Source organism: Pseudomonas sp. E141 (assembly GCF_052659885.1).
On record NZ_CP084024.1, the window covers coordinates 3,526,487 to 3,549,682 of the forward strand.

The 23,196-nt window shown below is 60.8% G+C and carries 17 protein-coding genes; 7 read left to right on the forward strand and 10 right to left on the reverse strand.

Going from position 1 to position 23,196, the window contains the following annotated elements:
* Positions 1-36: 36 nt before the first annotated feature.
* The 3 genes from glgB to GKKCFE_RS15685 all read right to left on the reverse strand — a co-directional run bounded on the left by glgB (position 37) and on the right by GKKCFE_RS15685 (position 7,818).
* Entirely contained in the window at positions 37-2,271 is a 2,235-nt protein-coding gene (gene glgB / locus GKKCFE_RS15675; RefSeq protein WP_047227775.1) for a 1,4-alpha-glucan branching protein GlgB, read from the reverse strand.
* An 11-nt stretch (positions 2,272-2,282) separates the two neighbouring features.
* On the reverse strand, positions 2,283-5,627 hold the full coding sequence (treS, locus tag GKKCFE_RS15680) for a maltose alpha-D-glucosyltransferase (RefSeq protein WP_107322631.1): 3,345 nt from the start codon (positions 5,625-5,627) through the stop codon (positions 2,283-2,285).
* 190 nt (positions 5,628-5,817) lie between these two features.
* Positions 5,818-7,818, reverse strand: coding sequence for an alpha-1,4-glucan--maltose-1-phosphate maltosyltransferase (locus tag GKKCFE_RS15685; protein WP_076384011.1), 2,001 nt, complete (start codon positions 7,816-7,818; stop codon positions 5,818-5,820).
* 221 nt (positions 7,819-8,039) lie between these two features.
* Between GKKCFE_RS15685 and GKKCFE_RS15690 the strand changes: the two genes are divergently transcribed.
* The gene (locus tag GKKCFE_RS15690; protein ID WP_172833790.1) at positions 8,040-8,201 is read left to right on the forward strand and encodes a hypothetical protein; all 162 of its coding nucleotides are present in this window, start codon (positions 8,040-8,042) and stop codon (positions 8,199-8,201) included.
* Positions 8,202-8,288: 87 nt separating this feature from the next.
* Here GKKCFE_RS15690 and GKKCFE_RS15695 read toward each other — a convergent pair whose 3' ends face one another.
* Positions 8,289-8,789 carry an MgtC/SapB family protein gene (locus GKKCFE_RS15695; RefSeq protein ID WP_076384010.1) on the reverse strand — a complete coding sequence of 167 codons (501 nt, stop codon included), beginning with the start codon at positions 8,787-8,789 and terminating at the stop codon, positions 8,289-8,291.
* 136 nt (positions 8,790-8,925) lie between these two features.
* Between GKKCFE_RS15695 and GKKCFE_RS15700 the strand changes: the two genes are divergently transcribed.
* From GKKCFE_RS15700 to mapR, 3 genes are all read left to right on the forward strand, one after another.
* Entirely contained in the window at positions 8,926-9,162 is a 237-nt protein-coding gene (locus tag GKKCFE_RS15700; RefSeq protein ID WP_076384009.1) for a DUF3203 family protein, read from the forward strand.
* A 248-nt stretch (positions 9,163-9,410) separates the two neighbouring features.
* Positions 9,411-10,823 carry a cytochrome c oxidase accessory protein CcoG gene (gene ccoG / locus GKKCFE_RS15705; protein ID WP_047227770.1) on the forward strand — a complete coding sequence of 471 codons (1,413 nt, stop codon included), beginning with the start codon at positions 9,411-9,413 and terminating at the stop codon, positions 10,821-10,823.
* 184 nt (positions 10,824-11,007) lie between these two features.
* Entirely contained in the window at positions 11,008-12,417 is a 1,410-nt protein-coding gene (gene mapR / locus GKKCFE_RS15710; RefSeq protein WP_047227769.1) for a GntR family transcriptional regulator MpaR, read from the forward strand.
* A 150-nt stretch (positions 12,418-12,567) separates the two neighbouring features.
* On the opposite strand, the gene GKKCFE_RS15715 is transcribed toward mapR, so the two are convergent.
* Together GKKCFE_RS15715 and GKKCFE_RS15720 are read right to left on the reverse strand one after the other, a co-directional pair.
* The gene (locus tag GKKCFE_RS15715; RefSeq protein ID WP_076384007.1) at positions 12,568-13,314 is read right to left on the reverse strand and encodes an SDR family oxidoreductase; all 747 of its coding nucleotides are present in this window, start codon (positions 13,312-13,314) and stop codon (positions 12,568-12,570) included.
* A 91-nt stretch (positions 13,315-13,405) separates the two neighbouring features.
* Positions 13,406-14,284, reverse strand: a complete 879-nt coding sequence (locus tag GKKCFE_RS15720) for a Dyp-type peroxidase (RefSeq protein WP_047227767.1) — start codon at positions 14,282-14,284, stop codon at positions 13,406-13,408.
* Between the two features lie 252 nt (positions 14,285-14,536).
* On the opposite strand from GKKCFE_RS15720, the gene ampC reads away from it, so the two are divergent.
* A complete protein-coding gene (gene ampC, locus GKKCFE_RS15725) occupies positions 14,537-15,685 on the forward strand; it encodes a class C beta-lactamase (RefSeq protein WP_445576802.1) in 1,149 nt (382 codons plus the stop codon).
* A gap of 67 nt (positions 15,686-15,752) precedes the next feature.
* Here ampC and GKKCFE_RS15730 read toward each other — a convergent pair whose 3' ends face one another.
* The 3 genes from GKKCFE_RS15730 to GKKCFE_RS15740 all read right to left on the reverse strand — a co-directional run bounded on the left by GKKCFE_RS15730 (position 15,753) and on the right by GKKCFE_RS15740 (position 18,195).
* A complete protein-coding gene (locus GKKCFE_RS15730) occupies positions 15,753-16,301 on the reverse strand; it encodes a DUF4174 domain-containing protein (protein ID WP_076384005.1) in 549 nt (182 codons plus the stop codon).
* 280 nt (positions 16,302-16,581) lie between these two features.
* Complete coding sequence (locus GKKCFE_RS15735; RefSeq protein ID WP_047227884.1) at positions 16,582-17,367, reverse strand: sulfite exporter TauE/SafE family protein; 786 nt, start codon at positions 17,365-17,367, stop codon at positions 16,582-16,584.
* A 102-nt stretch (positions 17,368-17,469) separates the two neighbouring features.
* On the reverse strand, positions 17,470-18,195 hold the full coding sequence (locus tag GKKCFE_RS15740; protein ID WP_370695203.1) for a hypothetical protein: 726 nt from the start codon (positions 18,193-18,195) through the stop codon (positions 17,470-17,472).
* A gap of 319 nt (positions 18,196-18,514) precedes the next feature.
* On the opposite strand from GKKCFE_RS15740, the gene GKKCFE_RS15745 reads away from it, so the two are divergent.
* Together GKKCFE_RS15745 and GKKCFE_RS15750 are read left to right on the forward strand one after the other, a co-directional pair.
* Positions 18,515-19,666 (forward strand): aldose epimerase family protein, encoded by a 1,152-nt coding sequence (locus GKKCFE_RS15745; RefSeq protein WP_445576803.1) that lies wholly within the window; start codon positions 18,515-18,517, stop codon positions 19,664-19,666.
* 108 nt (positions 19,667-19,774) lie between these two features.
* Complete coding sequence (locus tag GKKCFE_RS15750) at positions 19,775-20,596, forward strand: aldo/keto reductase (protein ID WP_445576804.1); 822 nt, start codon at positions 19,775-19,777, stop codon at positions 20,594-20,596.
* A gap of 144 nt (positions 20,597-20,740) precedes the next feature.
* Here GKKCFE_RS15750 and GKKCFE_RS15755 read toward each other — a convergent pair whose 3' ends face one another.
* Complete coding sequence (locus GKKCFE_RS15755; RefSeq protein ID WP_445576805.1) at positions 20,741-23,104, reverse strand: DNA polymerase II; 2,364 nt, start codon at positions 23,102-23,104, stop codon at positions 20,741-20,743.
* Positions 23,105-23,196 lie beyond the last annotated feature (92 nt).

Here is a 23,196-nt window from a genome sequence, read left to right on the forward strand (position 1 = left end):
CGCTCCCACAGGGTTAGTGCATGATAGGAGCTGCTCCTAACCCTCCGGCCGCAGAATCAACACCGCCAATGGCGGCAAGTTGAGTTCCAGCGACAGCGCCTGGCCATGGCTGGGCACTTCTTCGGTGAAGGCACCGCCGCTGTTGCCGTAGTTGGAACCGGCATAGGTGTCGGCGTCACTGTTGAGCAATTCCACCCAGCGCCCGGCAAACGGCACGCCGATGCGGTATGCCGCGCGCGGCACAGGCGTGAAGTTGGCAACCACCAACACCGGTCGGCCTTCCTTGCTCCAACGCAACCAGGCGTAGACGCTGTTGACCGCATCGTCACCAATCAGCCACTGGAAACCCTGGGGCGCGTCGTCCTGATCGTGCAGCGCCGGCTCTTCGCGATAGAGACGGTTCAGGTCGCTCACCAGCTTCTGCACCCCACGGTGCTCCGGGTATTGCAACAGGTACCAGTCCAGCTGCTGGTCGTGGTTCCACTCGCGCCATTGGCCGAACTCGCAGCCCATGAACAGAAGCTTCTTGCCGGGATGGCCCCACATGAAACTCAGATAGGCCCGCAAGTTGGCGAATTTCTGCCAGCGATCGCCCGGCATCTTGTCGATCAGCGAGCGTTTGCCATGCACCACTTCGTCATGGGAAATAGGCAGGACAAAGCGCTCGGACCACGCGTACATCAGGCCGAAACTCAGTTCGTTGTGATGGTGGGCGCGGTACACCGGGTCCTGCTGGATGTAATGCAGCGAATCGTGCATCCAGCCCATGTTCCACTTATAGGCGAAACCCAGGCCGCCCTGTTGCGTGCTCTGACTGACGCCGGGCCAGGCGGTGGACTCTTCGGCGATAACCAACGCACCGGGGGTTTCCAGCGCCACCACGTCATTGAGGTGCCGCAGGAAGTCGATGGCTTCCAGGTTCTCCCGTCCACCGTGGCGATTGGGCACCCATTCGCCGGCCTTGCGTGAATAGTCGCGATACAACATCGAGGCGACGGCATCCACACGCAGGCCGTCGATGTGGAAGTGCTTCAGCCAATGCAGCGCCGAAGCGAGCATGAAACCATGGACTTCGGTGCGTCCCAGGTTGTAGATCAGGGTGTCCCAATCCTGGTGAAAGCCTTCCAGCGGGTTGCCGTATTCGTACAGCGCGGTGCCGTCGAACTGGGCCAGACCGTGGGTATCGGTGGGGAAATGCGCCGGCACCCAATCGAGAATCACGCCGATGTCGGCCTGGTGACAGGCATTGACGAACGCCGCGAAATCGTCCGGCGAGCCGAAACGCGCCGTCGGGGCAAACTGTGAAAGCGGCTGGTAACCCCAGGACCCCCCGAACGGATGCTCCATGATCGGCATCAGCTCGATGTGGGTGAACCCCAGGTCCTTGACGTACGGAATCAGCCGTTCGGCCATTTCGTGCCAGGTGTATTGCCGGGCAACTTCTCCCGCCTCGTCGATTTCGCACTGCCAGGAGCCGGCGTGCAATTCGTAGATCGACAGCGGTGCGCCAGGCAACTGCCGCTCGCGACGATCTTGCATCCATTGCCCATCCTGCCACTCGATTTTCAGCGGCGCGGCGACCTTGGAAGCGGTATCCGGCGGCATTTGAGTGGCCAGCGCCACCGGGTCAGCCTTGAGCGGCAAAATGCCGTGGGCGCCGAGGATTTCATATTTGTAACCCTCGCCCGCGCCAAGCCGCGGGATGAACAACTCCCATACCCCGGACGGATAACGGATGCGCATTGGATGCCGGCGCCCGTCCCAGACGTTGAAATCGCCCACCACCGAGACTCGTCGCGCATTCGGTGCCCATACGGCAAAGCGCACGCCGTCGACGCCATCGACAGTGGTCAACTGCGCCCCCAGACAGGAACTGAGGTCGCGATGATTGCCTTCGGCAAACAGATATAGGTCCATTTCCCCCAGCAGTGGCCCGAAGCTGTAGGGGTCTTCGGCCACCTGCTCACCGCCGGCCCAGCGGGTGCGCAACAGGTAGGGTTGGGCGCGGTCGAAATGGCCGACAAACAGCCCCGGGGTTTCGCTGAGCTGCAAATCGCCCAGGACTTCGTCGCCTTCGCGGGCCAACACTTGCACGCTCAAGGCGCCGGGCAGGTACGCCCGGATGAACTGCCCGCCGGCACCATCGCCGTGGGGACCAAGGATGGAAAACGGGTCCTGATGTTCTGCGCGCACCAGCGCGTCGATGTCATGGGGGGACGGCAGCAACGACTCTTTGGCCTGCCCCTGTGGTTCTTTGTTCGAGACACTCATGATTCTCTCCACTAAATCGGTCCGGCTAAGTCGGAAAAGGGTTTCAGCCCGCTCAATAACCCGTACAGACCGTGCAATGGCACGGGCAGCCAGGCGGGGCGATTCTCGGCTTCATAGGCCACTTCATAGGCCGCCTTCTCCAGGCCGAACAACGCCAGTGCGGCGTCTTCGCCTTCAGCATCCTTCCACTCATGGGCAAGACTAGCTGCCGCCAGCCGATATGCCTCAACAAATGCCTGACGGGCCTCTTTCAAATAACGATCAGCCACCCGTTGCCGCGCCGCGTCGGCGTCGGCGGTGCTGTCGACGGTGTTCAGGTGGATCGCCATGGCGGCTGCGTAATCGAAGGAGCGCAGCACGCCGCTGACGTCCTTGTACGGGCTATGCTTGCCGCGGCGCTCATGCAGTGGTCGTGCCGGCTCGCCCTCGAAGTCGATCAGGTAGGCGTCGCCCTTGATCACCAGTACCTGCCCCAGGTGCAGGTCGCCGTGGACGCGGATGCGCAAGCCACCGACAGCCTTGCCGGCCAGTTCCTGGATGTGCGCCAGAACGGTCTTCTTGTGTTCCAGCAAGCGGGCGACCAAGGCCTGGTCCGCCGGGTTCAATTGGCCCTGGTTCTGCTTGAGCAGGCGCAAGGCGTTCTCAACCTGCGCGGCCACATCCTTGCCGATGGCCTGGGCCTCCTTGGCGTTGGTGGCCTGGGGCGCGAAGTCCGGGTTATCGGTGGCCTGAGCCAGTACCTCGTGCATTTCCCCCAGGCGCTGGCCGAGCATGCCGGCGAAGTCCTTGAGTTCGCCCAAGGCGTTGTAGTGCTGTTCCTGCTCGGACACGGCATCGGCCAGCTCATCACGCAGGGCGCGTTCGAGGTTGTTCTGGGTCCATTCCCAGGCGTCGCCCTGATTGCTCAGGTAGCCTTGGGCGATCATCAGCAGCGCATCTTCGCCCTCGGTGTCACGGCGAATCACCGAACCGAGCAGCGGCGAAATATTGCTGAAACCTGCGGCTGTCAGGTAGGCACTCATTTCCAGCTCCGGGTGTACGCCCGACGCCACTTTGCGGATCAGTTTGAGCACCAGACTGCCGCCCACCACCACCGAACTGTTGGACTGCTCGGCGGACAGGTAACGCACCTCCGGCTCGTCTCCCAAGTTCAATGGGGCCAGGCCTTCGGTGGGTTCAAACCGCAACTCGCCCTCGCTGCAAGGCAGCACCGTATTGGCCTGCATGCTTTGCAGAACCGCCCGCACGAAACTTTCCAGGCTGAACGCATCGGTGATCAAACCGACCTGACGGACCCGGCGAACCCGAGACAGTGCCAATTGCTGCGGCAACGCCGCGCCCACCTGGTCTTCGGCCAGCAGACCGAAGGGCAGTTGGTAACGCAGTGTCTGGCCAGCGCTGGTGACGTCGATTTCGCTGAGCAGCACCGGGTGCTGTGGATCGCCGAAACGCACGCCATAGACAATATTGACCTTCTCGATCGCGCTGTCTTTGCCGGCAAACCAGCGACGGTTCTGCAGCCAGCTCGGCAGGATGGTTTGCTCCAGCGTGGTGCGCGACGGTGCTTCAAGCAGTTCTTCCAGGCGTTTCTTCAGCACCAGGGTGGTGAAGTCCGGCAGGCTCTGGGCCGGCTCCACATGCCAGCTTGGCATCTGGTTTTCTGTTGCCAGGGCAAACCAGTAGAAGCCGTACGGCGGCAGGGTCAGCAGGAAATTTAGCTGGCCGATGGGCGGGAAGGCATTGCCCCCCAGCATTTCCACCGGGACCATCCCGGCATAGGCCGACAGGTCCAGTTCGGCGGCCTGGGCGCTACGGGACACGTTGGCCACGCACAGGATGATTTCGTGCTTGCCATCCGGGCCGGTGTATTCGCGGGTATAAGCCAGGATCCGGCGGTTGCTCGGTGACAGCATCTTCAGCGTGCCACGGCCAAAGGCCTTGGACTGCTTGCGCACCGCCAGCATCCGCCGGGTCCAGTTCAGCAATGAATGAGGGTCGCCGGCCTGGGTCTCGACGTTGACCGACTGGTAGCCGTATTGCGGGTCCATGATTGGCGGCAGCACCAGGCTGGCCGGGTCGGCGCGGGAGAAACCGCCGTTGCGGTCGATCGACCACTGCATCGGCGTGCGCACGCCGTCGCGGTCGCCCAGGTAGATGTTGTCGCCCATGCCGATTTCATCGCCGTAGTACAAGGTCGGCGTGCCGGGCATCGACAGCAGCAGGCTGTTGAGCAACTCGACACGGCGGCGGTCGCGCTCCATCAGCGGCGCCAGACGTCGACGAATCCCCAGGTTGATCCGCGCCCGACGGTCGGCCGCGTAGTAATTCCACAGGTAGTCGCGCTCCTTGTCGGTGACCATCTCCAGGGTCAACTCATCGTGGTTGCGCAGGAAAATCGCCCACTGGCAATTGGCCGGAATTTCCGGGGTCTGGCGGAGAATGTCGGTGATGGGGAAGCGGTCTTCCTGGGCCAGCGCCATGTACATGCGCGGCATCAGCGGGAAGTGGAATGCCATGTGGCATTCGTCACCGTTCAAACCCTGGGCGTCGACATCGCCGAAGTACAGCTGGGTGTCTTCCGGCCACTGGTTGGCCTCGGCCAACAGCATACGGTCGGGGTAATTGGCATCGATCTCGGCGCGGATCTGCTTGAGGACGTCGTGGGTCTCGGGCAGGTTCTCGTTGTTGGTGCCGTCGCGCTCGATCAGGTACGGGATCGCGTCCAGGCGCAGGCCGTCGATGCCCATGTCCAGCCAGTAGCGCATCACCGACAGTACGGCTTTGATCACTTGGGGGTTATCAAAGTTGAGGTCCGGCTGGTGGGAATAGAAACGGTGCCAGAAGTATTGGCCGGCTACCGGATCCCAGGTCCAGTTGGATTTCTCGGTGTCGAGAAAAATGATCCGCGTGCCATCGTACTTGTGGTCGTCGTCGGACCAGACGTAAAAATCCCGCGCCTTCGAACCCGGCTTGGCTTTGCGCGCGCGCTGGAACCATGGATGCTGGTCGGAGGTGTGGTTGATGACCAGCTCGGTGATCACCCGCAGATTACGCTTGTGGGCTTCGGCGATGAAACGCCGCGCATCGGCCATGGTGCCGTAGTCGGGGCTGACACCTCGGTACTCGGCGATGTCGTAGCCATCATCGCGCCTGGGCGAAGGATAGAACGGCAGCAGCCAGATCGTGTTGACGCCCAGATCGGCGATGTAGTCGAGCTTTTCGATCAGTCCGGGAAAGTCACCGATCCCGTCGTTATTGGAATCGAAATAGGATTTGACGTGGACCTGATAAATCACCGCGTCCTTGTACCAGAGCGGGTCTTTGATAAAGGTGGCAGACCGGGGTTTCTTCGCCATTTGCAACTCCTGAGAAATTCTGTAAAGCCGCTGAAACAGGCTTGTAAGGTCTTTTTGTGTCGTGGGGCCTTTTTGTGGCGAGGGGATTTATCCTCACTTTGTGGGAGCAAAGCTTGCTCGCGATACAGGCGCCTCGATTCCCCTGAAGAGCGCGTCAACTTCATCGCGGGCAAGCCTTGCTCCCACAGCCTTACGCCACGCTGATCCGCCATATCCCGAACGGTTGGTAGGCCGGGTCGATACGCATGAACTGGTACTTGCCATACCACGTCCAACGATGCCCGCTCATCAAATCCTCGCCTTGGGTCTGGGCATCGTCCGGCAGCCCCATTTCCCACAGCGGCAACTCGAAATTGGCTTCCTGCGGGGTATGCGGGTCGAGACTCACTGCCACCAGAATGAAATTGCTGCCATCGGCGGTGCGTTTGCCGAAGTACAGGATGTTGTCGTTCCAGGCGTTGTAGATCGTCAGGCCCAAGTGCGTATGCAGCGCCGGGTTTTGCCGGCGGATGCGGTTGAGCTGGGCGATTTCGGCAATGATGTTGCCCGGCGCGGTGAAGTCCCGGGGGCGGATCTCATACTTCTCCGAGTCGAGGTATTCCTCCTTGCCCGGCACTGGCGCCGATTCGCACAATTCAAACCCCGAGTACATGCCCCACAGGCCCGAGCCCATGGTCGCCAGGGCCGCGCGGATCAGAAACCCGGCGCGCCCCGACTCATGGAGAAACGCCGGGTTGATGTCCGGCGTGTTGACGAAAAAGTTCGGCCGGTAGCACTCGCGTAACGGAGATTCGTTGAGCTCGGTGAAATACGTCGCCAGTTCGGTCTTGGTATTGCGCCAGGTGAAATAGGTGTAGCTCTGGGAATAACCGACCTTGCCCAGGCGCGCCATCATGGCCGGCGTGGTGAAGGCTTCGGCGAGGAACATCACTTCAGGGTGCTGGGCCCGCACATCGGCAATCAACCACTGCCAGAACGGCAACGGCTTGGTGTGGGGATTGTCGACACGGAAGATCTTCACGCCCTCATTGACCCACCCCACCACCACGTCCCGCAGCTCCAGCCACAGGCTGGGAATCGCATCCGCGGCGTAGAAATCGACGTTGACGATGTCCTGGTATTTCTTCGGCGGGTTTTCCGCATATTTGATCGTGCCGTCCGGCCGCCAGCTGAACCAGCCCGGATGCTGCTTGAGCCACGGGTGGTCCTGGGAACACTGGATAGCAAAGTCCAACGCGATCTCCAGGCCATGGTCGGCCGCCGCGGCCACCAGACGCCGAAAATCCTCGCGCGAGCCCAACTGCGGGTGAATCGCTTCGTGACCGCCCTCCTCGCTCCCGATGGCATAAGGGCTGCCCGGATCGTCGGGACCGGCGGTGAGGGAGTTGTTCGGGCCCTTGCGAAAGCTGCGACCGATGGGGTGGATCGGCGGGAAGTACAGCACATCGAACCCCATGTCCTGGATCACCGCCAGACGCGAATGCACGTCATTGAAGGTGCCATGACGCTTGGGATCATCGGTGATCGAGCGGGGAAAAAGCTCGTACCAACTGGCGAACTCGGCCAACTTGCGTTCGACGTCCAGAGGGTATTGCGGGCTGATACTCAAATAGGGGCGATGATCGGCCTGGGACATGAGACCGGCACTGCGGGGTGCCAGGAACAATGCCACCTGCTCAGCTGGCAACAGGCCGGAAAGCTCATGGTGCAACGCGGTCAATTGCTCCCTCAGCTCACCTTCGCTGCGCTCGGCCGCCATCTGCACCTGATTGCGTCCTTCCTGCAATTCCAGGCTGATGGGCACGCCGGCCGCGAATTTTTTCTCCAGCTCGTAGCGGAAACTGGCGAACTGGTCGATCCAGGCCTCGATGCGGAACACATAGAAGCCCTGCTCGGGCACATTGAACTGGCCTAGCCAGCCGTTATTGCCCAGCTCGGTCATGACCGCGCTGTTCCACGACTCATCCTTCAGCGCGCGCCAAAGGATATGCACGGCTAATTTGTCATGACCGTCGGCGAAGACTTTGCTGGTCACCGTCACGTCCTGCCCGGCCACGGCCTTGGCGGCGAATTGCCCGCCTTCGATGACCGGCATGGTGCTTTCAATGGCAATACGCGGCAGTAACAGGGCCTGGGACAATGGCAAATGCGGGTTGTACGACAGGTCAGTCGGGTGTTGTTCAGCAGTCATCGAGCATCGCTCCTTTTACGCCCCATGGACGTTGTGGCGGTAAAGGCCCAGTAGTCCTTGAAAGGATGGATCCCTGAAAAAACTCACTTAAACTCCGAACCGAACCGACGGTTAAAAGTTCAGAGTGATTTGCCCCGATGGCAGCGGGATCAAACCAGGCGCAGGGTGGTCAACAAGGTTAAGCACGACTCAAGCCATGTGCGTCACGGAGACCCGTCCTGATGAATATTCCCATCCCGGCTGAAACACCCGACCCCAACATTGACGACCCCACCCTGCCGCCACCCGGCCCCGAGCCGGAACCGATCCCGGAAAAAGACCCGCCGCTTGATCCCCAGCCTCCTCTGGGCGACCCGCCGAGCGAGGCGCCGGAGCGGGTTTGAACCAACAGCCTAGTGGATAACAAAAAACCTGTGGGAGCGGGCTTGCTCGCTCCACACAGGATTATGTGTTCTGGCTGGAGATCGCGGTCACGGCTTTTCCTCCTTCTCCAGCGCCCGGACAATCAGCGGCATTACGCTGAAGATCGCCAGCGCCAATACCGTACTGAGCACTGCCGTGGACTCGCGCCCCAGCCCGGCGGCGACACCGATGGCGGCGGTCATCCACAGGCCGGCGGCGGTGGTCAGGCCTTTTACATGGCTTTCGTCACTATCGTTGCCCTTGAGGATAGTGCCCGCGCCCAGGAAACCGATGCCGGCGATAACACCCTGCACCACACGGCTCATGGCGTCAGCCTCGGAGCCGGACATCTGCGGCACCAGCACAAACAGCGCCGCCCCCAAGGCCACCAGCATATGGGTCCGGACCCCGGCGGCCTTGCCCTTGTGTTCACGCTCAAAACCCAGGATGCCGCCCAACAACGCAGCCATCAGCAGGCGTACGGTTACCCGCGTCATCTGCTGCGCATCGGTGATATCGGCGAATTCCGATTGCAGGGTTATCCAGACTTCATGCCACCAGGCGTCCATGAACGGTCCTCTTTCCGGTCGATAAACGATGGACCGCAAGCCAGGCCAGAGGTGCGCTCGACCGCTGATCAGACGCAACGAACCGCGGCTGCGGGCCGACGCCTAACGTTCAGGACATCCAGAAGGAAACCTAACCATGAGTTTCAATATCGATAGCAACCAAATCTGCACCTTCGACACCGAAGAGTTCAACGAACAGCGGCCCGCCAACGAGTTGACCGTTATCACTGATGCGGAAAAAGCCATGTCGGCGGTGGATCTCAACGGCGGCCGGGTGTACATCACCGAGGCGCAAGCCGATGCCCTGACCGTGGCCGGGGCGGTCGATGGGCGTAAGAACCTCAAGGCGACTGATAGCGATTCGGTGATCTGAATCCCTTTGTCCCTTTGATTGAAGAGAAAATCGTCCTCTGTGCAGAGAGGCTGCGTGGGAGCAAGCCTTGCTCCCACGGCGGTCTTCGCCAACGAGATCTGTTCGCCTGATCTGGATGCATCAAAGTGTCGCAGGGCAAGGGCCTCACGGCATCTGATCCGGTTTTTATCGATATACCTGAGTCTGTTATGAAAACAGTTCGATGGTCATAGTGCGCCGGCCAGTTACAGGCTGAGGAGCGACCGACCATGAGCGAAAGAATCCCCGTCCAGTTGATACAGCACTTCGAACCCGCGCCGACGAAGATAAAGGCCCGGACCACCGATAACCTGATCCACACCCGCAGCTTCACCGGTTTGTTCCGCACCTTGCGCATCAGCGGTGCAGGGCTTCTGTTCCTGCTGTTTTTCGGTACGGTGTGGCTGAACTGGGGCGACCGCCAGGCGGTGCTCTGGGACCTCGCCGAAAGCAAATTCCACATTTTTGGCGCGACCTTCTGGCCCCAGGATTTCATCCTGCTGTCGGCACTGCTGATCATCGCCGCCTTCGGCCTGTTCGCGATCACCGTATTTGCCGGTCGGGTGTGGTGCGGCTACACCTGCCCGCAGAGTTCCTGGACCTGGATTTTCATGTGGTGCGAGAAAATCACCGAAGGCGAACGGCACCAGCGGATCAAGCTGCAGGCGGCGCCCTGGACCTTGAACAAGCTGCTGCGTCGCTCAGCCAAACATACGTTGTGGCTGGCAATCAGCCTGCTCACCGGCTTGACCTTTGTCGGTTATTTCACGCCGATCCGCCCGCTGGCCGAAGAACTTCTGACCCTGCAAATGGCCGGTGTCAGTCTGTTCTGGGTGCTGTTCTTTACCGGCGCCACCTACCTCAACGCCGGCTGGCTGCGTGAAGCGGTGTGCATGCACATGTGCCCCTATGCACGGTTTCAGAGCGTGATGTTCGATAAAGACACCCTGACCATTTCCTATGACACCGCACGTGGCGAAATCCGGGGCCCGCGCAAGCGCGAAGTGAACCCGGCCAATGTGGGTTTGGGCGATTGCATCGATTGCCAGATGTGCGTGCAGGTCTGTCCCACCGGCATCGACATTCGCGACGGCCTGCAAATGGAGTGCATCGGGTGCGCCGCCTGCATCGATGCCTGCGATTCGATCATGGACAAGATGGGTTATGCCCGTGGCCTGATCAAGTACACCTCTGAACATCAGTTGCAAGGTGGCCGGACTCGCCTGCTGCGACCGCGGTTGATTGGCTATACCGCCGTGCTGCTGGTGATGATCGGGGCCTTGGCCGTGGCGCTGGCAGAACGCCCCATGGTGTCGCTGGACGTGACCAAGGACCGTGGGCTGTTCCGCGAAAACAGCCTGGGCCAGATCGAGAACATCTACAGCCTGAAAATCATCAACAAGACCCAGCAGCGCCAGGATTATCAGCTGTCCCTGGCGGACGCCGAAGGTTTTGTCCTGCAGGGCAAAACGCAACTGAGCCTGGCGCCGGGGGAGATCCTCGACGTACCGGTGTCGGTGGCAATGCTCAGCGAACGGCCCCGTAGCGGCTCCCGGGAAATGGTCTTCAAGGTGGCCGACAGTGACGAGCCTGGGACTTTCAGTGAGGCCACGAGCCGCTTTGTGGCGCCGATAAATCGTTGAGGCTTAAGATGCCCGGCACCTGTGGGAGCGAGCTTGTGGGAGCAAAGCTTGCTCGCGAAGAACGATGACGCGACCTTACTATTGATATCCGTGTCGCCTGCGTCGCGAGCAAGCTTTGCTCCCACAAGACCGCTCCCACCGTTTAAAAAGCCCAAACCCTGTGTCACTCAAGGCTGAGCCCGCTATGAAACGCTACGAGAAATTCGCCGACGACATTGCTGAGCTGATCCGCTCCGGCGTGCTGGGCCCAGGGCAGCGTGTGCCATCGGTGCGTTATGCCAGCCAGACCTACGGCGTCAGCCCGTCCACGGTGTTCCAGGCCTACTACCTGCTGGAGCGTCGTGGCCTGATCCGGGCTCGTCCGCGCTCCGGCTACTTCGTCAACGCCCATACACCGAATCCGTTCGCCGAGCCGGTGATCAGCACCCAGGTGCACGACAGCACCGAAGTCGACGTCAGCGAGCTGGTGTTTTCGGTGTTGGACTCGATCAAGGATCCAGCCACCGTACCGTTCGGTTCGGCGTTCCCCAGCCCGACCCTGTTTCCCCTGCAACGACTGTCCCGCTCGCTGTCCAGCGCAACGCGGGATATGGACCCCCGAATGGTGGTCACGGACATGTCACCGGGCAATCCGCAATTGCGCCGACAGATCGCCCTGCGCTACATGGTCGGCGGGCTGATGCTGCCCATGGAAGAACTGCTGGTCACCAATGGCGCCCTGGAAGCCTTGAACCTGTGCCTGCAAGCCGTCACCGAGCCCGGCGACCTGGTGGCCATCGAGGCGCCGGCGTTCTACGCCAGCCTGCAAGTGCTGGAGCGGCTCAAGCTCAAGGCAGTGGAAATTCCGGTGCACCCACGCGACGGCATCGATCTGGATGTATTAGAGCAGACGCTGGAGCGCCACCCGATCAAAGCATGCTGGTGCATGACCAGTTTCCAGAACCCCATGGGCGCGACCATGCCCGAGGAAAGAAAACAGGCGTTGGTGGAGTTGCTACGCCGTCATCAGGTGCCGCTGATCGAGGACGACGTGTACGCAGAACTCTATTACGGCCAGCAGGCACCTAAGCCGGCCAAGGCGTTCGACACCGAAGGGCTGGTGATGCATTGCGGTTCGTTCGCCAAGAGCCTGGCGCCGGGCTATCGCATCGGCTGGGTCGCCGCCGGGCGTTACGCACAGAAGATCGAACGGCTCAAACTCATGACGTCACTGTGCGCCTCGATGCCGGCCCAGGCGGCCATCGCCGATTACCTGCAACACGGTGGTTATGATCGTCATCTGCGCAAACTGCGCTACGCCCTGGAAGAACAGCAAAGCGCCATGCTCGCCGCCATCGCCCGCTACTTCCCCGCACAGACCCGCGTCAGTCAGCCGGCGGGCGGGTATTTCCTGTGGCTGGAACTGCCAGAGCAGATGGACTCGCTGAAACTGTTCCAGATGGCCTTGGCCCAAGGCATCAGCATCGCTCCTGGGCCGATCTTTTCACCGACCCGGCGTTTCGGCAATTGCATCCGTTTGAACTACGGCAGCCCGTGGACCGAAGTGTCGGAGAAAGCCATGGAGACGTTGGGGCGGATTATTCGGTCGTTTTGATATGGGGTTGTCTGTTATTGCCCCATCGCGAGCAGGCTCCCTCCCACAGTGGGTTTGCGGCGAGACGAATCTCTCAGCTACTCAGCAGATCTCATGTGGGAGCGAGCCTGCTCGCGATGGCGGCAGAACAGACAACTGATATTTCAAAGCTCAGCGCCCGCCCCCCAAATCCACAAACGTCCCGGTCGCATACGAAGCCTTGTCCGACAGCAACCAGATAATCGCTTCAGCCACTTCATCGGGACGGCCGCCACGGGCCATGGGGATTGCCGACTCCAGCTTGCTGACCCGGTCCGGGTCGCCGCTGAGGGCATGAAAATCGGTGTAGATATAACCTGGGCGAACCGCATTGACGCGGATACCTTCTCCAGCGACTTCCTTGGACAGGCCAATGGTGAACGTGTCCAGCGCGCCTTTGGAGGCCGCGTAGTCGACATACTCGCCCGGCGCGCCCAGGCGGGCGGCCACCGAGGAGACGTTCACAATACTGCCACCTTGCCCGCCATGCCTGGGCGACATGCGCAACACCGCGTGCTTGGCGCAGAGGATTGGCCCCAGCACGTTGGTCTTCATGATCTTGAGAATGCGGAACTCGGACATTTCGTCGAGTCGGGACTTGTGAGCGACCGTGCCGGCGTTGTTCACCAAAGCGGTGACGCGACCCAACTCAGCGTCCACACGATCGAACAGCGCGACCACTTCGTCTTCGATGCTGACATCCGCCCGCACGGCAATCGCCTGGGCGCCCTTGGCCCGGACCTGTCCGAGCACATCCTGCGCGGCGCCTTCATCAGACTGGTAATTGATGCAGATCCGATAGCCCAGGTCGGCAGCCAACAGCGCCGTGGCCGCCCCGATCCCGCGGCCGCCACCGGTGATAACGATGACTTTATCCACGTTTGCTCTCCCCATTGCACGGATAGACGTCCGGCCCAAGAATAGCGTTCACGCTGCGCTTTTGCACAAGCCATTGCGCGTGGCGCCGGCCTCAGCGGCTCAAGGCCCGCAGATCCAGACGTCCATCCAGCAACGGCGGGCACCAGTAGTAGCCCCCCGTGATCGGCCGGCTCATGCGATACAGGCCGTCGGTGATACCGTCCTCCAGGCCGCTCATGCGCCGCAGTTGAGCCTCGAAAGCGTCGAGGGAGAAACCGAACGCCAGGAACATCAGGCCTGCGCGATCCCCTTCAATCCACGGCATGGAACGGCGTACGACGAAGGCTTCCGGGGCGAAGCTTTCCTGGGCGGTGCGTTTGACGTGGGCCGACTCCGGGGCATCGTCGATTTCCTCGTTGTCGCTCAGGCGCCGGCCCATGATGTTGTCGCGCTCATGGGGTTGCATGGCGGCGAAACCATCCAGATCGTGTTGCCACTGCTGGATCGCCGCAAAACTGCCACCGCGCACTCCATCGACACCTTGAGCCAGGGCAGCGGCGATGGCCGCTTCATCGTGAGGGTTCTCAGTGCCGTCTTCATAACCGGTCAGGTCATGGCCGGTCATATGACGGAAAGTTTCGTTCATCTGCACCAGGCGCAACGCCGGGGCCAGAGCGGCCTCGATGGCACGGCTGCGGTGCAGCAGCTCGCCCCGGTCTTCGCCGTGTAGCCAGCACCACAGCGCGTGCTGGGTCGAAGGGTTGTCCACGCCCACGCCGGCCAGGGCCGGAAACGCCCGCAGGCCTTCGACCTGCGCACCCAGCGCCTGGACCAGCGACTCGCCCAGGCCGATCACTACTCGATCATCGACTTGCAACAAAAGCTTATCGATCGCAGCCGGCAGCGCCTCGACCGATTCCAGGGCAAAAAACAAGTGACGGGCCTGAGGCGGAACAGGGGTGGCGAGAATGCCGGGCTGGTAGTAGCTCATGTGGACTCCTTTAGAAAGAGCGCAAGTTTACCCGGCGACCAGTGGTTTGTGTGGTTTGCCATGGGCTGTCGAAGGCCAGGACGCTAAAGATTTTCGTAGGAAGTCTCTTGCAACCCGGTCAGATGACTCGGAACCCGGTTCGAACTGCAAGGATCCCGATTGCCGGACATCGGAAAACTCCCTAGATTGGGTGCCCCCAAAGCTGCTGGCAGAGCGGCTGGCACCCTCAGGACTCATGGAGAACGGTCAGACATGCACATTGCCAAATCGATACTTACGGGCGCTTTTTTCATCGCCTGCGGCACGACAACGGGCTTTGCCCAGGAGCGCGTTGAAGACACCGTCAATGCCGTGATCCAGCCCTTGATGAAACAACAGGACATCGCCGGCATGGCCGTGGCAATCACTCACAATGGTGAACGTCATTACTTCAATTACGGGGTGGCCTCCAAGGACACGAAGCAGGCAGTGACCGACCAGACGCTGTTCGAAATCGGCTCGGTCAGCAAGACCTTCACCGCCACCCTCGGCGCCTACGCCCAGGCCCAAGGCAAGCTGTCGCTGTCGGACCCGGCCGGTCGCTTCGCCCCCGAGCTGAGCGGCAGCGCCCTGCAAGGCATCAGCCTGCTCAACCTTGCCACCTACACGCCGGGCGGCCTGCCGTTGCAGTTTCCTGGCGAAGCGGACCATCCGGACCGGATGTTCAGTTACTACAAGACCTGGAAACCACTCTATCCGGCCGGTACCCAGCGGCTCTATTCAAACCCGAGCATCGGCCTGTTCGGCTACCTGGCGGCCCGCAGCCTGGAACGACCGTTCGATGAGGTGATGGAACAGACACTGATGCCGGGATTAGGCCTCAAGCACAGTTATGTACGGGTGCCCAAGGATCAATTGAGCCGTTACGCCCAAGGCTACGCGAAGGACGGCAAGCCAGTGCGGGTCGGACCGGGAGCGCTGGACGCCGAGGCCTATGGCGTGAAAACCAGTTCATCGGACCTGATCCGCTTCATCGAGGCTAACCTGCGGCCTGAAAAGCTGGACGCCGATCTGCGACAGGCCATCGCCACGACGCATACCGGGTTCTACATGGCCAATGGCATGACCCAGGGGTTGGGTTGGGAGTTCTACCCCTACCCCGTCACGCTTGACGCGCTATTGGCCGGCAATGCACCGCAGATGGCCCTGATGCCACAAAAAGTGGAGCCGCTCAACCCACCCCTGCCTGCGCCGGCCGACAGCTGGATCAACAAGACTGGCTCGACCGGTGGCTTTGGTGCCTATGCGGCGTTCGTTCCTGGAAAGGATATGGGGATCGTGATGCTGGCAAACAAAAACTACCCGATCGAGGAACGGGTGAAGGCCGCGCACAAGATCCTGACGGCGCTGGAGAAACAATAGGCTACGCAAATTACTGTGGCGAGGAAGCTTGCTCCCTCGCCACAAAGGGAGCTCATCGCCTGCCCGATCAATCCTCCAGCGGCTTCGGCGCAGTCACCGGTTTGCCCGTCTTGCCTGCCTTGGCACCCTTGCCTTCCTGGGCCGGCGCAGCTTCAGGCGCGGGAGTCGGGGCTGGCGCCGCCGCTTCCTTTTCTGCTGGAGGCAGTTTATCGACGGTGTCGAAGATATCCTTCAGCTCAATCGCACCTGAGTGCTCAAGCTTCTTTTCTCCGTCCTTGCCCACCAGGATGATCTTGGTCTGGGCACCGGCCCCCAACCTGAGTGAACGGATCAGCGCCATGGTGCTTTGCGGGTCCAGGTCTTTGCCATCGCGCTGCCCCATCGTGTTGAGCACGGTGTAAAGCACCAGGTTGCGCTCGGAAAAACCCTGTTTGCCGGCCGGTTCCTCCAATGCTTTTTTCAGGCTGACCCATGCAGGATCGACGGTGCTCGGCGCGATGACAATCAACGGGCGGGATTTGCCCTTGTCCGCGGCCAAGGGTGAGTCGCCATCCGCGGCGAACAAGGGACCTGCAATGGCCAACAAGGTAGCGAAGGTCAACGACCGAATGAGCATGCGCCTCTCCTTTTGATATCTACGCTGTACTGATTGCGCATGGCGGCGATTGTTCCGCGACAGTCGCCCAATACCGCGCCTGCCTGCCTTGAAGCTTAGGCCAGAGGGGTCATTGCGCAACCGTGGCGTGGGAGATGAACAATTTCGTGACAGGAGTCGGGCACAACTTATGTGGGAGCGAGCCTGCTCGCGATGGCGCACAGTCAATCCAGCAGATGTTCTGCTGTACCGGCCTCATCGCGAGCAGGCTCGCTCCCACATTGATTGGTGCGCAGGTTAGTTAGAACGCCAACTTGAACCCGATCATCGCCAGCATCACTGCCAGGCATGGGCGCAGCACCTCATCGGAAATGCGGCCCGACAAGTGACTGCCCAGGTAGATGCCCGGCAACGAGCCGACCAGCAGGTAACCCAGGATGTGCCAGTCCATGTTGCCCATGCTGGCGTGGCCCAGGCCAGCGACCAGGGTCAGCGGTACTGCGTGGGCGATTTCAGTGCCCACCAGGCGCTTGGTGACCAGGAATGGATAGAGAATGAACAGTGCGACAGTGCCCAGTGCGCCAGCGCCAATGGAGGTCAGTGCGACCATGACGCCCAATATCAGGCCAGTGACGACGGTGAGTACATTGAGCCGCGAGCCGGTGGGGTTGTAGTGGCCGCCCGCACGATCATGGGCAAATTGCAGGAGGCGTTTCTTGAACAGAATCGCCAGGGCGGTGGCGAACAGCACAAAACCCAGGGCTTGCTTGATGATCGCGTTCATGGCGTCGGGCGAACTGTGCAGACTGCTGAGAAACCACAGCGTCAATCCTACCGCCGGCACACTGCCCAAGGTCAGCCAGCCGGTGATGGCCCAATCGATGTTACGGTTCTTGGCGTGAACCAATACACCGCCGGACTTGGTAATCGCCGCGTACAGCAGATCGGTACCCACTGCGGTTGCAGGGTTGATACCAAACCACAACAGAATGGGGGTCATCAGCGAACCGCCGCCCACGCCGGTCATCCCGACGATAAAGCCGACGACCAAGCCCGCTATGACTAAACCGACATTACCGAAATCCATTAAGCGCGACCGCATGAAATAAAATCTGGTCGCGAGCATAGCGATTTTTCTTATAACCACCTATACCAATGTGATCTATCTTTATTCCCTTTTCCTCTGACGTTACTGAACCGGCAGGAAGTTAAGAAAGAGCAGGCTCTGGGCATAGTTCAGACCGATCCGCCGGTAGCGCTCGTCCAGCATTTGGGTGAGCAGGTCCAGGCGCGCAACGATTTTTCCAAACTCCACGGCAAAGCTGAGATTGCTGCCCTCCTCCGAAATCTCATTGGAAAACAGCAGCGGTTTGCCGTCTTTGTCCAGTCGTTGGCTGAGTATCCAAGTGGCTTTTTCGATGTTGCGCGCCGCGTTGCTGACAAAGCGTGGGTCGATCGCGTCGGTCATGTAGAACTCGAGACGATTGCCATGGGCCGTGACCAGCATGCTGCCAATGGCGTAAATGAACGCCCCCACCCGATCCCCCAGGAACTCAGGGCTCATGGCATAGCTCAGGGCAGCCAGGTCCTTCTTGCCGCCCAGGGTCGGTAACGGCTGTTGCTGCTCGATGGCCAGGCGCACCTGCTTTTCCGCGGCACGGGCGTCGAGAAATCCGGACTTGCGCAACTCTTCGGGGTTGCGCAGATAAAGCTTGTTCATCAGCAGATAGAGGCTTTGCAGGTTGTCATGCATCGCCAGTGTGGCCATGCGGTCAACGCTGGTCTGCAGCAGTTCCTGAGGCCTGGTGTTGCTGAACTGCGTGACCATGTCTTGCCCCTGCTGATGACTGCAACCGCCGCCAAGCAACATCAACACGCCGACCAACAGCGCTGAACAGCGACGTCGCGACACCATCACGAAATGAAAAACACCGGCCATCGAGTCTCGGTCTGGGCTTGGGGAGGCGGTGGGGGTCGCCGCTTCCTGGCCATGGATAGAGCGGCAAAAAACGTAAAAGTGCGATGGACGAGGGAAAACCACACAGATGGGAAAGATCCGTCCCACTCAATTAGTATGACTTTTTAATTGATTAATCGCGATTAATGGCTATATATCCCTTCTAGCCTTTCAAATAGAAAGACTACTAACCGAATATACCTTCATCGCTGTCCGACTAAACACCGGACTCGACCCGCGTTCCAAACAACAACAAGACAGGAAGGAAGGTCACACCATGCTTGAATCCAGACATCTGCTCACGGCTCTCGGAGTGTCTCTGATGATCGCCACCTCTGCATCCCAGGCCGCCGGCCTGAGCAATGAACGCGCAGCGTTCGGCAAGACCAGCGACGGTACCGCGGTGGAAAAATTCGTCCTGCGCAACAGCCACGGCATGGAGGCTACTGTCATCACGTACGGCGGGATCCTCCAGTCACTGATCGTGCCGGACAAGAACGGTATGGCCGCCGATGTTGTGCTGGGCTTCGACGATGTGCAGGGTTACCAGAAGAACGGCAATGTGTATTTCGGCGCAACCATTGGCCGCTTCGGCAATCGCCTGGCTGGCGGCGCATTCGAGTTGGACGGCAAGCGCTACCAGGTGCCGCAGAACGACAAGAGCAACTCCCTGCACGGCGGACCGCAAGGTTTCGACAAGCGCGTCTGGAAGGCCGAACCCCATGACGGCAAGGACTCGGTGGGCGTGACCCTGACCTACCTGTCGGCGGATGGCGAGATGGGTTTCCCAGGCGCACTGAAAACGGATGTCACCTACAGCCTCAATGAACAGAACGAATTACGTATCGAGTACCAGGCCACCACCGACAAACCCACGGTGCTGAACCTGACCAACCACAGCTATTTCAACCTCGCCGGTGCCGGTAACGGCGACATACTCAAACAGGTCGCGACCCTGCATGCTGCCCATTACACCCCGGTGACCGACAAGCTTATCCCCACCGGTGAGTTGGCCCCCGTGGCCGGTACGCCGATGGACTTCACCAAGCCCACCGCCATCGGCACCCATATCAAGGCCGATCACCCGCAGCTCAAATTCGCCGAACCCAAACAGGGCGGTTTCGATTTCAACTGGGCGCTTGATGCCAAGGGTGACGTGAGCAAACTGGCCGCTGATGTCCACGACCCACAGTCCGGACGGCGCTTGCAGCTCTACACCACCGAGCCTGGCGTGCAGTTCTATACCAGCAACTTCCTCGACGGCACGATCAAGGGCAAGCACGGCAAGGTCTATCCGCATTGGGGCGCGTTCACTCTGGAAACCCAACACTACCCCGACTCGCCAAACCAGCCGAACTTCCCATCGACCCGGCTTGACCCCGGCCAGACCTACACCCAGACCATGGTGTTGAAGTTCTCCGCGCAATAAATCCTGCCCTTCGAAAAGATCGTTCCCACGGCGGTGGGGACGATCAACCTTGAACACCTGGTCTATCCTGCTGCCACACGTCTGATGTTCTGCAAACAGGAGGTAGACATGAGGACTCTGGAACTGGCTGGCGAGGCCGTACCGGTGATTGGCCAGGGCACTTGGCGCATGGGTGAAGAAGCGTCGCTTCACAAGAAGGAAGTGGCGGCCCTGCGCCTGGGCATTGAATTGGGCATGACGCTGATCGACACGGCGGAGATGTACGCCGAGGGCGGCGCCGAAGAGGTCGTTGGGGAAGCGATCACCGGCCTGCGGGACCAGGTTTTCCTGGTGAGCAAGGTGTATCCCCACAATGCCAGCCGCAAAGGCATTGCGCTTGCCTGCGAACGCAGTTTGCGCCGACTGGACACCGATTACATCGATCTCTATCTGCTGCATTGGCGCGGGCAATACCCGCTGGAAGAAACCGTCGAAGCGTTCGAACGCCTGCGCGAAGAAGGCAAGATCGGCCGCTGGGGCGTGTCGAACTTTGATGTCGCGGACCTTGAAGAACTGGCTTCACCGGCCTGCGCCGCCAACCAGGTGCTGTACAACCTGCAGGAGCGTGGCATCGAATTCGACCTGCTGCCCTGGTGCCAACAGCAGCGCATGCCAGTCATGGCTTACTGCCCGGTCGGCCAGGGCGGGCAACTGCTCAAGGACCACACCTTGGGCCAGATCGCCGAACGCCATGGCGCAACCCCAGCGCAGATCGCCCTGGCCTGGCTGTTGCGTCAGGACAATGTCATTGCCATTCCCAAAGCCGTTCAGAGCGAACATGTGCGCTTGAACGCCGAAGCGGCCAACCTGAAGCTCGCACCCCAGGATCTGGCGGCGCTGGATTTGATATTCCCGCAGCCCGAAGGCAAGCAGCGCTTGGCGATGGTCTAGTTCTCACGAGCAAAGCGCTTTTGTGGCGAGGGCGCTTGCTCCCGCTCGGTTGCGCAGCAACCGCCAGAAGGGGCCGCTACGCGCCCCAGCGGGAGCAAGCTCCCTCGCCACAAAAGCCTCCCGCCCGCAACACTGGCGCATCCGTCAGAACAAGCCCATCTGGCCCCCCACCAGGGTCGAGAAATCGTCATCCACAAACGGCAGAATCGCGTCCGCCACCGGTTGCAGCTGTCTTGTCACGTAATGGTCGTAATCGATCGGTGCGCTGCGGGTTTCCAGCGGCTCAGGGCCGGCGACAGTGATCACGTAGCTGATCCACCCGCCGTTCTGGTATTGCCGCGCACGGCCCTGGCGCTGGTTGAACTCGTCAGCCAGCCGCGCGGCGCGCACATGCGGCGGTACGTTGCGTTCATAGTCTTCCAGAGGCCGGCGCAAGCGCTTGCGGTAGACCAGCCGATCATCGAACGCTCCGGCCAGGGTCTGGTGCACATAATCGCGCACATAATCCTGGTAAGGCTTGCGGTGGAAGATCCGCCCATACAGCTCCTGCTGGAACTGCCGGGCCAGCGGCGACCAGTCGGTGCGCACGGTTTCCAGGCCCTTGTAGACGATCTCGTCGCTGCCGTCGGCGCGGGTGACCAGCCCGGCATAGCGCTTCTTGCTGCCCTCTTCCGCGCCACGAATGGTGGGCATCAGAAAACGTTTGAAATGGGTTTCGAACTGCAACTCCAGTGCGCTCTCCAGCCCGAACTCATCACGCACGTGTTCGCGCCACCACTGATTGACGTATGCCACCAGTTCCTGGCCGATGGACGCCGCCTCTTCCTGGCCGTGGGCCCGGCGCAACCAGACGAACGTGGAGTCGGTATCACCGTAAATCACCACATGCCCCCGGGCTTCGACCAACTGCCGGGTGCGCTGCATGATCTGGTGACCGCGCAGGGTGATGGAGGACGCCAGCCGCGGATCGAAGAAACGACAGCCACTGGAACCGAGTACGCCATAGAAGGCGTTCATGATGATTTTCAATGCCTGGGACAGCGGTGCATTGTGTTCCCGCTTGGCGGTTTCCCGGCCTTCGGCCACCCGCGCCACGATAGCCGGCAGGCAATGCCGCGTGCGGGAGAAACGTGCCCCGCGAAAACCTGGCACCGACTGGCTTTCGTCCGGGTGGCGCAGGCCTTCGATCAGGCCTACCGGGTCGATCAGGAAGGTGCGGATGATCGACGGATACAGGCTCTTGTAGTCCAGCACCAACACCGACTCGTAGAGCCCCGGCTGGGAATCCATGACAAAACCACCCGGACTGGCCTCGGGCGGGCGCTGGCCAAGGTTCGGCGCAACGAAACCCTGGCGGTGCATCAGTGGCATGTACAAGTGTGTGAAGGCCGCCACCGAACCACCGCTGCGGTCCGCCGGCAGACCGGTGACACTGGCCCGCTCCAGCAGGAACTTGAGCAGCTCGGTCTTGGCGAAGATCCGCGTCACCAGCTCACAGTCCTTGAGGTTGTAACGAGCCAGGGCCGGTTTGTCCTCGGCAAACATGCGATTGATCTCGTCCATGCGCTGGTATGGGTTGTCGATGGACTTACCCTCTCCCAACAACGTCTGGGCGACATTCTCCAGGCTGAACGAAGGGAAACTCCAGGTCGCCGAACGCAGCGACTCAATGCCGTCGATGATCAGCCGGCCTGCCGCCGAGGCGAAAAAGTGATTGTTGCGCGCGCCATGTTCGCGCCACTGCATCTCCTCCCCGCCTCGCCCCAGGCGTAGCGGCACCGCCAGGCGCCGGGCGTGCTCATGCAACACGCGCAAATCGAACTGCACCAGGTTCCAGCCAATGATCGCGTCAGGGTCGAAACGGGCGAACCAATCGTTGAGTTTCTTCAGCAGCAAAGTGCGCGATTCACAATATTCGAGCTGGAAATCCACGGCAGTATCGTCGCCATTGGGCGGGCCGAGCATATACACCTGACGCTCGCCGCAGCCTTCAAGGGCAATGGAGTACAAATCGCCCTGGGCGGTGGTTTCGATGTCCAGGGACACCAGACGCAATGGCGGACGATACTCGGGTGCCGGTTTCATCTGGGAGTCCAGCAGCAGGCCCTCAGCGGCCTTTGTGCCACCGAACCAGACCGGCGCGGTGATGAAACGCTCCATCAGGTAGCGTTCCGGTGGACGGATGTCAGCTTCGAACACATCCACGCCGGCACGGCGCAAGGTGGTGTCCAGGCGCATCAGTTGGGCATTTTGCCGGCAATACAGGCCCAGCACCGGTCGATGCTCGAAATCCAGCAGGTCCAGGGGCCGCAATTCAACGTCCTTCTCCCCTTGCAGCAAGGCTTCGACCTGACCGCGCTGAATCTGCGGCACGAATGCCACCGACGGCTGCACCGGCAGGCGCACGCGCCGGGGGCCGGTGTCGGTCGCCAGCCAGAATTCGACTTCGGTGCCGGCCGGGGTATCGCGCCAATGCCGGGTCAGGACGAAGCCCTGCTGTAAATCCACCGCTGCAACCTCGATTTTTTGCGTAAGCGACGATTCTACCTGTGGCGAGGGGATTTATCTGTGGGAGCAATCCCCTCGCCCAACAGTGTATG